The organism is Lichenifustis flavocetrariae (assembly GCF_026130545.1).
Taxonomy (GTDB): domain Bacteria; phylum Pseudomonadota; class Alphaproteobacteria; order Rhizobiales; family Beijerinckiaceae; genus Lichenihabitans; species Lichenihabitans flavocetrariae.
This window is the reverse complement of the sequence record NZ_JAMOIM010000013.1, coordinates 161,003-174,455: the sequence shown is the minus strand read 5'-3', so window position 1 is coordinate 174,455 and position 13,453 is coordinate 161,003. Positions and strand designations below refer to the sequence as shown.

The 13,453-nt window shown below is 63.9% G+C and carries 12 protein-coding genes; 7 read left to right on the top strand and 5 right to left on the bottom strand.

Features of this window, described 5'->3' with window-relative positions; translation table 11 throughout:
- Positions 1 to 1,089: 1,089 nt before the first annotated feature.
- From M8523_RS19410 to M8523_RS19395, 4 genes are read right to left on the bottom strand one after another with little or no spacing between them, the layout of a single operon-like run.
- The gene (locus M8523_RS19410) at positions 1,090 to 2,139 is read right to left on the bottom strand and encodes an NAD(P)-dependent alcohol dehydrogenase (RefSeq protein WP_282586547.1); all 1,050 of its coding nucleotides are present in this window, start codon (positions 2,137 to 2,139) and stop codon (positions 1,090 to 1,092) included.
- Positions 2,140 to 2,199: 60 nt separating this feature from the next.
- Complete coding sequence (locus M8523_RS19405) at positions 2,200 to 3,204, bottom strand: ABC transporter permease (protein WP_282586546.1); 1,005 nt, start codon at positions 3,202 to 3,204, stop codon at positions 2,200 to 2,202.
- Positions 3,201 to 4,745: a sugar ABC transporter ATP-binding protein gene (locus tag M8523_RS19400; protein ID WP_282586545.1), complete on the bottom strand. Its 1,545-nt coding sequence runs from the start codon at positions 4,743 to 4,745 to the stop codon at positions 3,201 to 3,203. The genes M8523_RS19405 and M8523_RS19400 overlap by 4 nt, the downstream gene beginning before the upstream one ends.
- An 11-nt stretch (positions 4,746 to 4,756) precedes the next feature.
- Positions 4,757 to 5,896, bottom strand: a complete 1,140-nt coding sequence (locus M8523_RS19395; protein WP_282586544.1) for a sugar ABC transporter substrate-binding protein — start codon at positions 5,894 to 5,896, stop codon at positions 4,757 to 4,759.
- A 275-nt stretch (positions 5,897 to 6,171) separates the two neighbouring features.
- Between M8523_RS19395 and M8523_RS19390 the strand changes: the two genes are divergently transcribed.
- The 4 genes from M8523_RS19390 (at position 6,172) to M8523_RS19375 (ending at position 9,469) form a co-directional block, all read left to right on the top strand.
- Positions 6,172 to 6,927: a GntR family transcriptional regulator gene (locus M8523_RS19390; protein ID WP_282586543.1), complete on the top strand. Its 756-nt coding sequence runs from the start codon at positions 6,172 to 6,174 to the stop codon at positions 6,925 to 6,927.
- 31 nt (positions 6,928 to 6,958) lie between these two features.
- Positions 6,959 to 7,708 (top strand): SDR family NAD(P)-dependent oxidoreductase, encoded by a 750-nt coding sequence (locus M8523_RS19385; RefSeq protein ID WP_282586542.1) that lies wholly within the window; start codon positions 6,959 to 6,961, stop codon positions 7,706 to 7,708.
- 72 nt (positions 7,709 to 7,780) lie between these two features.
- On the top strand, positions 7,781 to 9,142 hold the full coding sequence (locus M8523_RS19380; RefSeq protein ID WP_282586541.1) for an acyclic terpene utilization AtuA family protein: 1,362 nt from the start codon (positions 7,781 to 7,783) through the stop codon (positions 9,140 to 9,142).
- A gap of 3 nt (positions 9,143 to 9,145) precedes the next feature.
- A complete protein-coding gene (locus M8523_RS19375) occupies positions 9,146 to 9,469 on the top strand; it encodes a DUF4387 domain-containing protein (protein ID WP_282586540.1) in 324 nt (107 codons plus the stop codon).
- Positions 9,470 to 9,752: 283 nt separating this feature from the next.
- Here M8523_RS19375 and M8523_RS19370 read toward each other — a convergent pair whose 3' ends face one another.
- On the bottom strand, positions 9,753 to 10,787 hold the full coding sequence (locus tag M8523_RS19370) for an alcohol dehydrogenase catalytic domain-containing protein (RefSeq protein ID WP_282586539.1): 1,035 nt from the start codon (positions 10,785 to 10,787) through the stop codon (positions 9,753 to 9,755).
- Between the two features lie 113 nt (positions 10,788 to 10,900).
- Here M8523_RS19370 and M8523_RS19365 point away from each other — a divergent pair, with 113 nt between their 5' ends.
- Genes M8523_RS19365 through M8523_RS19355 form a run of 3 tightly spaced genes read left to right on the top strand, consistent with a single transcriptional unit; the run spans position 10,901 to position 13,349 of the window.
- Positions 10,901 to 11,647: an SDR family NAD(P)-dependent oxidoreductase gene (locus M8523_RS19365; RefSeq protein WP_282586538.1), complete on the top strand. Its 747-nt coding sequence runs from the start codon at positions 10,901 to 10,903 to the stop codon at positions 11,645 to 11,647.
- 44 nt (positions 11,648 to 11,691) lie between these two features.
- Entirely contained in the window at positions 11,692 to 12,417 is a 726-nt protein-coding gene (locus M8523_RS19360; protein ID WP_282586537.1) for an isochorismatase family protein, read from the top strand.
- Complete coding sequence (locus M8523_RS19355) at positions 12,414 to 13,349, top strand: polysaccharide deacetylase family protein (RefSeq protein ID WP_282586536.1); 936 nt, start codon at positions 12,414 to 12,416, stop codon at positions 13,347 to 13,349. Before M8523_RS19360 ends, M8523_RS19355 begins: the two co-directional genes overlap by 4 nt.
- Positions 13,350 to 13,453: the final 104 nt, after the last annotated feature.

The window sequence follows — 13,453 nt, the reverse complement described above, 5'->3', positions numbered from 1 at the left end:
CCGACAGGATCTCCCGCTGCGCCGCAGCGCTCCAACGTCGTCGACGTTCCGGGCCGGTCTGCAGGGTGATCTGGGTCGTGCTGTGCAGCTACAAGCGCTCATAAGGTGGACTTACAAGCACAGCTTCACAGCAGCCTCACCCGCTCGCAAGGCGGTCGTCGCCGGGCGGATACCATCCGAATGGGTGGGATGGCTGATGGCCTGTTCGATGTCTCGCGCCGCAGAACGGATCAGTGAGGTGGTTCGGGGAATCTGGACAGGTGGGATGGGTGGAGTTTCTGCCTGACAGCGGCCAATTTGGCCGCGGATCGGGAGAGACAATGACGAAGCGAACGCGCCGAAACCATTCGCAGGCCTTCAAGGCAAAGGTCGCACTGGCTGCGGTCAGGGGTGAGAAGATGCTGGCTGAGTTGGCCTAACAGGTCGACGTGCTTCCCAGCCAGATCACGGCCTGGAGGTCGCAGAGCGATCTCGATTGGTTGGCCGCCCTCTCGCCAAGCGCACCGTCGGCAGCACGCTCCTGCCCGAAGGGCTGGAAGCAGACGTCGCCGTGATCTTGAATCCGGCGGTTATGGACCACCGGCATCTCTACGTCGCTATGACCCGCGGCGGGCGACAGCTGATCGTATGCTCGACAGGCCAGTATCTTGCGCCTGCCTAAACCGGTGCGGCGGAGATTACAGAGGCAAGGCAGTCAAATAGCAATTCCCAGTTTCATCCTCTCGGGCGCGCCAATTATTTCAATCAACCACGAATACCTAGGCGCCGTAGAATCCGGAGATTGGCCGCGAGCGGTGTGTATGCTGAGTAACGTCAGATGATAGTTGCCCGGCATCCGGCTGTGTTCCGAGTGCCCACCCACTATATTGCGCGGCGATAGCCGGCGCGTCGGGCATCAGCGGAAATCAAGTTGACAGTCCATCGTCTTGCATGCCGATCCGGCTTGTTGATCTCGGGTCTCAGTGGTCTAGGCACTCCGACCGAAGCGACTTGGCCGTTCCCGCAATCTTGCTGGCGTCGACGTTCCTCGGCCGGATATCCAGTCCTGTCGCGGTGCTGCGCAACGGCATGCTGCATAAGATACATCGGTCAAGCGGCGAGCGACGCCATATCGATCACGAAGCGATACCGGACATCGTTGCGCAGCAACCGGTCAAAGGCCGCGGCAATCGCCTGGATCGGGATCACTTCGACATCGCTGACGATGCCGTTCGCTGCGCAGAAGTCCATCATTTCCTGCGTTTCCGCGGTGCCCCCGATCGCCGACCCTGCGACGCGGCGTCGGCCGCCGATCAGGTTGCCGCCAACCAGGGGGGCGAGCTCCGTCAATGCGCCGACGAGCGTCATCGTCCCGTCCAGTTTCAGCAGGTTCGTATAGGGGTTGAGGTCGTGCCCGACCGGGATGGTGTTGAGAAGGAAATCGAAGCTCGCGCGGTGGTGGGCCATCGCATCGGCGTCGGTCGAAATCAACACTTCGTCTGCGCCGAGACGCCGCGCATCGGCGGCCTTGCCGGCTGATGTGGTGATCATGACGACGCGGGCGCCGAAGGCTCGGGCGAACTTCAAGCCCATGTGGCCCAAGCCGCCGAGCCCGATCACTCCCACCTTCTGGCCAGGACCAACCTTCCAGTGCTTCAGCGGCGAGTAGGTCGTAATGCCGGCGCAGAGCAGCGGCGCCACGGCTTTGAGGTCCAAAGCCTCGGGCACCTTCACGACAAAACGCTCGTCGACGACGATGCGGTCGGAATATCCGCCGAAGGTCAGGTTCTGGGTCGCGCGCTCCCGCGCATTGTAGGTCCACGTTGCGCCCTCGTCGCAATATTGCTCGAGCTTGGCCCTGCAAGGCGCGCAGTGTCGGCAGGAATCCACCATGCAGCCGACGCCTGCGAGATCACCCGCCTTCAGCCGAGTCACCGACCCGCCCACCGCGGTGACACGGCCCACGATCTCGTGTCCCGGCACCATCGGATAGAGGGCATTTCCCCAGTCGTTGCGGCTCTGGTGCAGGTCGGTATGGCAGACGCCGCAGAAGAGGATCTCGATCGCAACGTCGCTCGGGCCCGGGTCTCGACGCTTGAACCGGAATGGCTGCAGGGGCGTTTCCGCGTCGACAGCCGCGTAGCCGATCGCTTCCATCATATCGTTTCTCTTCCAATCGAGACTGGTGGCCGGGAGGTATTTCCAGCCACTCTCTTGCCTTCAGAACTGCTGTTCGGCGCGACCGCGCACCCATTGGGACAACACGACGGCCACCAGAAGGGCTCCGCCGTAAAACAACGACTGCACGAACGAACTCATGCCCATGAACACCAAGCCGGTGATGCCGATCACGAGAAAGTAGACGGCCACCAACGTCCCCCACGCGTTAAAGCGACCAGGCTGGATGGCTGTCGAGCCGAGGAAGGCGGCCGCGAAGGCAGGGAGCTGGAACGAGGCGCCTGACGACGGATCGGCCGCGCCCTGCGTGCCGCAATAGAGAATGCCCGCGAGGGCACCTAGAAAGCCCGACGCGATCAAGGCGCTCCAGCGAACGCGGTCGGTGTCTATGCCGCTCAGGCGCGAAACCTCCCGGCCGCGCCCCACGAAGAGCACGCGCCGTCCCATGGCGGTATGCTCGAACACGTACCAGAGCACCAAGGCGAGCAGGACCGCATAGTAGAACACGACCGGCACGCCGAACAGCCGTTTGACGATGACGTAATTCATCAACGCGAAGTCGACGCCGCTGATCGTCTGCGAGCCGCTCATCCAGGTCGCCACGCCGCTGGCGAACGTGCCGGTCGCGATGGTGACGATCAGCGAGTGAATGCGAAAATATGTGATGAAGAACCCGTTGATCGCGCCCACCAAGAGACCGGACAGGAGGGCGGCCGGGATGGCGAGCCAGAGCGAGAGGCCCATCTGGGCGTTCATCACCGCGACGATCACCGAAGCCAGCACGAGCACGTTGGCGATCGACATGTCAAAATCGTTCGAGGTCAATGGGACGATCAGGGCGAGCGCCACGATGGCGAGCACCGCCTGCGAGCCGAGCATCCCCGAAATATTGCCCCAGCTGAGGAATGTGCCAGGCTGCAGCACGCCGAAAAGCGCGAACAGGACAATGAGCGCGATCACCAGCCCGAACCGCTCGGCCTCGACAGCGAGGTTCAAGCGCGACCAGGGCTTGAGGGGGGCGGCAACCGAGGCGGACAGGTTCTTCATAAAGCATCCGGTAGCTTGGAGGCGCCGCGAAGGCAGGTTTCCGCGATGCTCTGCTTCGAGATCTGCTCGCCGTTGAGCTCAGCGCCGACACGCCCATCGGCGAAGACGAGCACCCGGTCGCACAGCATGGCAAGCTGCTCGTAGTCCGAGCTGGCGCAGATCACCGCGGCGCCTTTGCGCGTGGCGCCCCTGATCGCATCGAAAACCAGTTCCCGGGCGCCGACGTCAACGCCTTGGGTCGGCTCGTCCAGTAGAATCAAGCGCGGGTCGGTTTGAAGCCATTTGGCGATCACGACCTTTTGCGCATTGCCGCCCGAGAGGGACGAGAGCGGCTGCTCGGGTCTGTTCGGCACCACGCCAAACTGCCGTCCCAGGTCTTGCGCGAGTTGATGCATTGGGCCACGCCGAACGAACCATTTGTTCAGCTTGCGGCTCAGCACCGGCATCGTGACGTTGTCCGCGATCGGCAAGATCCCGATCGCCGCCCTGGCGTTGCGATCCCCCGGGATCAGAACCGTGCCGGCCGCGATTGATCGGGCGGGCGTGGCCTCGGCGAGCGGGGTCGTCTCGTCCTCGATGCGCAGGGTACCCGTGGTGCGAGGGATCGCACCATAGAGCATGTAGACGACGGATTCGAAGCCGGAACCGAGCAGACCGGTGAGACCGAGGATTTCGCCAGGTTGCAAGTCGAAGTCGACGCCCTTCACGCCCCCGCCCGAAAGACCGGTGACCGCAACCTTCGCAGGAGCGCCTTGCGCGACCTCCGAAGCAGGTCGATCAGCGCGCAACGCGCGCCCGATGATCAGCTTGATAATCTCATCGCGGCTCGAGGCTTTGGTGTCGATCGTGCCGGCGAGACGGCCATCACGGAGCACTGTGGCACGATCTGTGATCTCCCGCACCTCGTCGATGTCGTGGGAGACGAACAGCACGCTGGCGCCTCGCGCGACGATGCGACGGACAAGCGCGAAGAGCGTCTCGACATCCTGCTTGGGGAGGAATGGCGTCGGCTCGTCGAGGATCAGAACACCAGGACCCGAACCGCTGGAGCGCAGACCGAGATCCTCAACGGCGCGAACGATGGCCACCATGGCCCGCTCGATGGCGGATAAGCCCGAGACGGTCGCGGCGGGGTCGATTTCCAGTCCGTAGCGCTGGAATACCGCCGCGCATTCCGCCCGCGCCTTGCGCCACGACAGCGCCATGGCGTTGGAGCGACCGAGACGCCCCAGCAACATGTTCTCGACGACACTCAGCGAGGGAATGAGCGCAAGGTGCTGGTGCACGGTGCTGATGCCGAGCGACTGGGACTGGCCGCTCGGCAGCGGCAGAGCGACGCGGTGTCCGCCGATCAACAGTTCGGCTCCCGGATCCGCGTCCTGGTAGCCCGCCAGAATTTTGATCAGCGTCGATTTGCCGGAACCGTTCTGGCCCAGCAGTCCGTGCACCTCGCCCGGCTCAATCGCCAAGCTCACGTCGTCGAGCACCCGATTGCCACCGAAGGTTTTCGAGACGTGCCGCGCTTGCAGGGCCGCCGTCATGGCAGGAGGTCTCAGTGCATCATCCAGAGTTTGTCGTAGCCCGCCACATAGGCGTCACCGTATCCTTTGGAGACCTCTGGAGGGGTGCCGGTCTCCTTCACGTTGCTGGCGTCAAACAGATAAAACGGAATGAAGGGGTCGTTGACAGGGGTCAGACCGCAGACGCGCCGCATGTTGGCGTCGAGTACCGCATGGGCGATCCAATTGAGGTTCTCGCCGATCGTCATGTCGACCCGGCCCTGCTGGATGAGGCTCAGCGCGCCAGGCGTGCCATTGAAGCCATCGATGAGCACGCGGTCCTGCGCGTTGGCAAGGATGACGCCGGGCACGACGAATTGCGTCATGCCGTCGTAAATCGTAATGATATAGTTGATACTCGGGTCGGCAGTGAGCGCGGACTGCACCGTGGGCGTTAGCCGGGTTGCCCAATCGACTGGCGGGACGTTGATCGTCTTGCTGGAGCACGTCGGGCACTTCTTCAGTTCTTCTTCGACGCCCGACTGGATCAGTCCGGTTGCGAGAGGCCCTGTCGCGATGAGAACGAGCGCGTTGAGCTTCCCGCCGCGCTTCACGATCGCCCAGTCGGCGAGGATGTTGCCCACGGTGCGGTAGTCGACCACCGCGTCACCATCGACATACTTCATCATCTCGGCGCGCTGTTCGATGCCGCTGTCGTGCGAGGCGACGACCGGGATGCCGGCCTCTTTGGCGGCCATAATCTGTGGCACAAGCGTGCGCGGATCGCTGCCGGCGAGCAGGTCGATGAGATTAGCCTTCTGGACAATGGCGGCATTGATCCCCTGGGCCCATTGCTGGCTCGTCCCCTGGTTTTCCCAGGTCGTGAGCTTGAAGCCCACGCGATCCGCGATGACCTTCATCTCCTTCTCGATAGCCGCCGTGAACGTATTCTCGCTCGAGACCGGGATTGACACGATGCTTTTGCCGGCCATGCACTTGCGCGCGTCAAAGGCAGGACCCGCAGGCTTGAAGGATGGCTTGTCCTGGAAATGGGCCAGAGAGGCTTTGAAGGGCGCCAGGTCGAGTTCCGCCGCCCAAGCCGGAGCCGCGAAGGCGATGGATCCAACCAACAACGATGCCGCACCCAGCTGCGACGTGCGGGCGCCTTGCCCCGACATAAGTTTCCGCAACATCCCCGGCTCCATCCCGATGGACTGCAAAGCCTCATTGCAGATCCTGTCGTCAGTCTACAGAAATTGCTTGTTCAGGAAAGTCGATTTGCTAGGTTTGTCGGATTAACATTTGAGCAGGAAGCAAACTTTCTGATCGGCTTCAACGCGGAGTCGGATGCCAACGTGTAAGCTGTGGCAACACTCGGTGTCGGCGCACTTGCGCGCCAAGGCCAGATCCGTCAACCGTCGACGACAAAGCCATCCTGTTTGATACCGAGAGGTGAGCACAAACGATCATGGAAGCTGACGACACCACAACCGGCATTGATCTCAGCGGATTTGCAGTCACGGCGCAGGTAGCGCTGACCGAGCAGGTCATTCAGAAGCTCGTGACCGCCATCATCAGCGGCGTCCTCAAGCCGGGCGAGCGCCTGATCGAGACCAAGGTCGCCGCCGATCTCGGTGTCAGCCGTGGTCCATTGCGGGAGGCCCTCAAGGTTCTGACAGGGCAAGGCCTCGTCGTCACAAGTTCCGGTCGCGGGACCCGAGTGGCCGAGCTGTCGATCGCCGACGTCGAAAACATGTCCTTGTTGCGTGCAATGTTGGAGGGCCTCGCTGCCCGTCAGTTCGCCGCGGACGCCTCGGCCGAGAGCCGGGCGAAGCTTCGCGAGGTCTATGCGTTGATGCGCAAGGCGGCCACCGAGGGGCGGGAAAACGACTATAAGGCCCTCGACTCACAATTCCACGAAACCATGGTGGTTGGGTCGGGCAACCGGTTCCTGGTCAGCAGCTGGCGTGCCTTACGGACGCTCCTCTATGCCTATCTGGCTAGAAGCGAACTCTATCATGTGCAGCCCACCGAAGTGGCTGAGCGGCACAAGGCCTTCCTGAATGCGCTCGAATCCGGCGATCCCGTCGAGGCGGAGGAGTTGTTCCGCAGCGTAATCCTTCTGAAGGCTTACCAGAATCTCGACAAGCCAATCCCCAGTTTCCTGATGGGCTACGTCACGCGCGATGTTGGGAAGGACGGGACGGTTATGCGCCTACGATGAGGCGCAAGGTGCGCCTGCAACGGAGTCGATCATGAATTTGCATGGCAGGACCGCTCTTGTGACGGGAGCACAGAAAGGCATCGGCCGGGCTAGCGCCCTTATGCTGGCAGAGGCCGGTGCCGACATCGTGCTTCACTACCTCGACGACCCGGCGGCGACCGAAAGCCTCGCTGGCACGATCGTGGACATGGGACGAAAATGCGCGACGCTTCAGGCGGATTTGCGGATTGCCGGGGCAGCCGGCGAGCTCGTCGAGGCTGCCTGGCGGGCCATGGGACCGCTGCACATCGTCGTCAACAATGCCGGAATCTTCCATCGGGCAAGCTTGGCTGAGCTCTCCCATGACCTTTGGGACCTCACGCTTGACGTGAACCTCCGTGCGAGCACCTTCGTCATCCAGGCCGCCGTCGCCCAGATGCGGGCGGAGGGCATCAAGGGCGCGATCGTCAACGTGTCCTCCGTCGCCGCCTACGGGACATCCCGCGGGGTGCATTACAGCGCCAGCAAAGGCGGCATGGATGCAATGACCCGCGCCGTCGCGATGGACGTGGCGCGGGACGGCATCCGCGTGAACGCCGTGGCGCCCGGCATGATCCTCACCGACCAGGCGCTCGAAGGGCACGCCCTCGACGAGCTGCGCACCCTGGCGTCGCGGACGCTGCCGGGGCGACTGGGATCGGCCGAGGAGGTCGCGGGTGTGATCGCCTTCCTCGTCTCCGACGCCGCGAGCTTCGTGAACGGGGAAATCATCGCCGTAAACGGCGGCGCCCATATGGCATGAGCAAAAATCCGAGTTGACTTCTGTCTACAGTAGACCAAAAGGAGGCTTTCCTTGACGATGGAGTGAGCGCGTTTGACCGAAGTCCGCCTTCTTTCAACGACTGCTATCCTGGGTTACGGCTTTCCCGAGGAATCCCTGGCGCGCGGTATGGCGCGCCGACCTCACCTGATTGGCGCAGACGCCGGCAGCGTCGATCCGGGCCCGTTCTATCTAGGCTCCGGCAAGGGCTTCACCTCTCCCCGCGCCGTCAAGCGCGACCTCCAGCTCATGCTCCGGGCGTCCTGCGAGCAGGGTGTGCCGGTTGTGATCAGTACGGCGGGAGGTGCCGGCGGGCGCCCGCATCTCGAGGCGACGGCCGCGATCGCGCGCGAAATCGCCGCCGAGGACAAGCTCGGCTTCAAGATGGCGCTGATCGGATCCGAACAGGACAAGGAGCTGCTCGCCCGCCGTGCGGAAGCGGGCCAGACCCGGCCTCTCGCCGGCCTCGCGCCCCTGACGCGGCAGACCATCGAAGCGTCGACCCGCATCGTCGGCCTCATGGGCCCGGAGCCCTATCAGGCTGCGCTCGACGCCGGGGCCCAGGTGGTGATCGCCGGCCGCAGCACGGATCCGGCGCCTTGGGCCGCGGCGGTGCTTCGCGGTGGGCTTGGTTCGGCCGAGGCTTGGTATGCCGGCAAGATGCTCGAATGCGGCGCCGAACCCGCGCTCCCCAAGAAGGAGGATTGCCTGTTCGTGACGGTGGGCCACGGCTACGTCGAATGCGAGCCGACCAATCCAATCCGGCGCTGCACGCCGCTCTCGGTCGCCAATTTTGCGTTGCATGAGAATTCCAGCCCGATCCGCCACATCGAACCTGGCGGCATTCTGGACACGTCCGAGTGCCGCTTCGACGCGGTGTCGGATCGCGCCGTGCGGATTTCAGGAATGCGGTGGGAGCCTTCCGAGCGCCTCACCATCAAGCTCGAGGGGGTCGAGCTGGCCGGCTACCGATCAATCACGATATGCGCGACGCGTGATCCCGTGCTGATCGCCAGTATTGGGCCCTACCTCGCCAAGGTCCGGGAGGTCGTGGCCGACAAATCCGCCGCCTTCGGCATCTCACCGGATGCCTTTCGCCTGATCATCCGCAGCTATGGCCTGAACGGTGTCATGGGTGACCTCGAGCCGCTGGCGAATACACCGGCCCACGAACTCTGCTTCGTGGTCGAAGCCATTTGCGAGACCCAGGAACAGGCTGCGGCGGTGATCGGCATGGCGCGCCTGACGATGCTGCATTCGGACTTCGAGGGGCGACTTTGCAAGGAGGGGAACATGGCCATACCTTTTTCGCCCTCCGACATCGACGTCGGACCGATGTACCGCTTCAACGTGTTCCATACGGTCGAGGCCAGTTCCCCGACCGAACTCTTCCCCATCACCTACGAGACGGTTTGAGCCATGGCCCGCATCGGAACCATCGCCCAGGTCTGCAAGAGCAAGAACGCCGGACCGTTCCACTTCACCATCGACGTCGTCTTCGAGGATCCCGCCCTGTTCAACCTCGTCAAGGCAACGGGCGTGCTCGACGCGCCGCTCTTCGCGCGCCTCTACAAGGTCGGCATCGAGCAGGTGCAGTTCACGATCTACGATGCCGCCCTGGCCTTCAAGGCGACCGTACCCCGCAAGATCCCGGCGGGCGACTTCGGCGACACGGACGTCTACGGCGCGCAGCAGCACGCGCCTCTGCTCGATGTTGACATCCCCATCAACACGCTTCCCTGAGGCGCCGGCGAGTGGCTTTGTCTTCGACACGGGTCACGAGCATCGCCTGCGAGGCGGGTGACTTGGAGCGGATCGGCGCGCTTACGGCGATCCGGAGCAGGCTTGGGGCGGTGGCCTCGACGCCGACGACGTGGACGCCCTGGCGTCGGACGCCATGACGCAAACCCGGCTTCTGCAGAACAATCCCCGGCTTGTGGGCACCGAGGATGCACGCGCCGTCGACCTTACCGCGCTTTGAGGGCCGCGCCAGGCGACGTGCTCGCCGGGCGCGGCGTTCGGTCCCTCAGGCCGCCGGCTGCAGGATGATGCGTCCGAAGAAATTGCGGCTTTCCATGAGGGCCTGAGCCTCGGCCGCCCGCTCCAAGGGATACGTGCCCTGGAGCACAGGCTTCAGCCGGCCGGCGGCCATGAGGCCGAGCACCGTGGCGGCGATCTCGCGTGTCGACCGCCCGCACCCGAGCAACGTGATGTGCTTGCGGAAGAATTCGATCATATCGATGTCCACCACCTCGCCGCCATGCGCACCGATCGAGGCGAGCCGGCCGCCGTCGGCAAGCGCCTTGAGGCTCTGCTTGAGGATGTCGCCGCCGACCCCGTCGAAGGCGACGTCGACGCCGCGGCCTCCCGTCAGACGCTTGACGCCGTCGACCAGCGTCTCGCTCCGATAGTTGATGACGGCATCCGCCCCGAGCGCCATCACCTTGTCGGCCTTGTCGTCGGCCCCGACCGAGGCGATCACCCGGGCGCCGGCGAGACGCGCGATCTGCACTGCGTGGGAGCCGACGCCGCCCCCGGCGGCATTGATCAGCACCGTTTCCCCCGCCTGCAGCCGCGCCGTCGTGATCAGCGCCTCCCACGCGGTCGCGAAAGGCACCATCGAGGCGGCGGCGTCGACGAACGAAACGGTGTCCGGCAGCGCGATGAGATTGCTTTCGGGAACGACCAGCTTCTCAGCATAGCCTCCCCAGACTGTCACGCCCAGAATGTCCGCGTTCTCGCAGATGTTCTCCCGTCCGTTGCGACAGTTGGCGCAATGGCCACACGAGACCATGAAATGCGGTGCCACCCGGTCGCCGACCTTCCACAGCGTCACGTCGCCGCCGACGGCGAGGACCTCGCCCGCCGCGTCGACACCCATGACATGGGGGAGCTTATGCTGAACGCCGAAGGTTCCGTTACGAACATCGATGTCGCAATGGTTGAGCCCGGATGCCCGGACGCGCACCACAACCTGTTTGGCGGCCGGCACCGGGTCCGCCACGGTTTCGTAGCGAAGTTGCTCCAGGCCGCCATGCTCTCGCAAAACAATCGCCTTCATGCGCTACGTTCCCTTTGTCGTTATCGTGCCGAAAAGATCTGATCCTGTCTTCTGTAGACAGTTTTAAAGAGGCCGTATAGGGTCCGTCGATGGGTTAGCGAGAGGGTCGCCAGATGTCGGAGTTCAGCGAGCGCGTGGCGGTTGTCACCGGTGGTGGAAGCGGCATCGGCAAGGCGGTCGCGCGCGCGCTCGCGGAGGCGGGAGCCGCGGTCGGCGTGGTCGACTGGAACGGCGCGAGCGCCGAGGCTGTCGCCAGCGACCTTCGAGCCAGGGGGCATCGCGCGACAGCAGCCGTCGCGGATGTCGCGGACGAGACGGCCGTCGCAACGGCTTTCGCGGCCATCACAAGCGCCTTCGGCGAAATCGACATTCTCTTCAACAACGCCGGCATCGACAATGCCGTGCCACTCGTCGACATGTCGGCTGCCGTCTGGGACGAGATGGTGCGGGTCAACATGCGGAGCCTCTTCGTCTGCACGAAGGCGGTCCTGCCAGCCATGAAGCGCAAGCGCTGGGGTCGCATCATCAATACCGCTTCGCAGAACGGCTACAAGGGCGCGCCGGACATGGTGCATTACTGCGCGACGAAAGCCGGTGTCCTCGGCTTCACGCGCGCGCTGGCCTACGAGGTCATCGGCGACAACATCACGGTCAACGCCATCGCGCCGGGCCCGATCGACACGCCGATCAAGGACACGCTGCCGCCCGAATGGGTCGCGGCCAAGGTCGCCGGCACGCCCATCAAGCGGTTCGGCACGGTCGGCGAGGTTGCCCCCGCCGTCGTGCTGCTGGCGAGCGACGCCGGCGCGTATTTCGTCGGTGCCTGCCTCAACATGAACGGCGGCGACCATATGGCCTGAACGCCTGTCGCTCGGGCCTCATTCATCGAAGTGGAGACGAATCTATGACGTCCGACGACTGGCAAGACATGCTGAGCGAGAACGACCGAGAGGTCATGCGGCGTGGCAAATGGGCCCAGACCGCGGGCTTCGGCAAGCGGCCCGCGCTGATCATCGTCGATGCGCAGAACTACATGACCGGCATCCGCGGCGCGGACGACAACAAGGAGAAGTTCCCGCTCGCCTGCGGCGAGGTCGGGTTCACGGCCGTGGACAGGATGGTCGCTCTGCAGGCAGCCGCCCGGCGCAATGGAGTCCCGGTGTTCCAGACTCGCTTCATCGTCAACCCGGACGCCGATGATTGCGGCATGTTCCACCGCAAGGTCGGCGCCGGCATCGGGCGCGGCGACAACCTCTATTTCGGGGGGACGTTCGGGGCCGAGATCGTCGAGCCGCTGCGTCCCCTCAAGGGTGAGATCGTTCTCGACAAAAAGAAGAAAAGCGCCTTTTTCGGCACGCCGCTGCTCTCGCTCCTCATCGACAAACAGATCGACACTTGCATCATCACCGGTGGCTCGACGAGCAATTGCGTCCGGGCGACCGCCATCGACAGCGAGCAGCATAATTTCTTCACCATCATTCCCGAGGAGGCGGTTTTCGACAGGATCGAAATCTGCCACCGCGTCAGCCTGTTCGACATGAACCGCTTTTGTGGGGACGTGCTGCCTTGCGACGCGGTGCTGGCCTATCTCGACCGCATTGGGGCTGCCGCCCGGGACGGTCGCTCGTGAACGCCTTCCAGCCTTTCGTGGGGACGGCGGTCCCGGGTCCTGAGCGCGACCTCGTTGGGTACGGGCGGCATGCCCCACGCGTGCCCCTGCCCAACGGCGGGCGCGTGGCCATCAGCATCGTGGTCAACTACGAGGAAGGTTCGGAATATGCCCATCCGAACGGCGATGGTCGTAACGACGGAATGACCGAGTCCATCTACGCGATGGACCCGCGTTATCGCGACCTGTGCGCCGAATCCGTTTATGAATACGGCTCCAGAGCTGGCATCTGGCGCCTTGAGCGGCTGTTCTCGGCCTATCAGATTCCGGTCACTTTCTTCGCGGCGGCCGTTGCCCTTGAGCGAAACCGGGAGGTCGCGGCTTGGATCCGCGAAGCCGGACACGAGCCCTGCTCGCATGGTTGGCGGTGGGAGGAGGTCTGGACGCTCAGTCGGGACGAGGAGGCGGAACATATCCGCCGCGCCGTCGCCTCGATCACCGAGACCTGCGGGCAGCGCCCGCTCGGCTGGTACTGCCGTTACGGTGCGTCCGTGCATACGCGCGAACTGCTGCTGGAGGAAGGTGGCTTCGAATATGATTCGGACGCCTATAACGACGACTTCCCGTATTACGCGCGCGTCGGCACCGCTCGCCAGCTCATCGTGCCTTACAGCGCCACCTACAACGATGCTCGGTTCAGCCTCGTGCCAAGCTATGGCTCACCGTCCGATTATGTCGACAACCTGAAGCGGGGCTTCGACCTGCTGCATGAGGAGGGGGCGGATCATCCCCGCCTTATGTCGATCGGTCTGCATCCGCGCATCATCGGCCAGGCCAGCCGTGTTCATGCGCTGCGCGAGTTTCTCGACTACGCCCGCGCGAAGGGGGGCGCCGAATTCATGCGGCGGATCGACATCGCCCGCTGGTGGAAAGCCGCACACCCGGCGGATTGATCGCTCGTCACAGTGTCGTCGGTTGGAGCCGTTGCGGATCGGTGAGATCGAGCGGCAATGCCAACCCGATCGAGCCGCCGGAATTCTGAGTCTAGTGTGTCCCC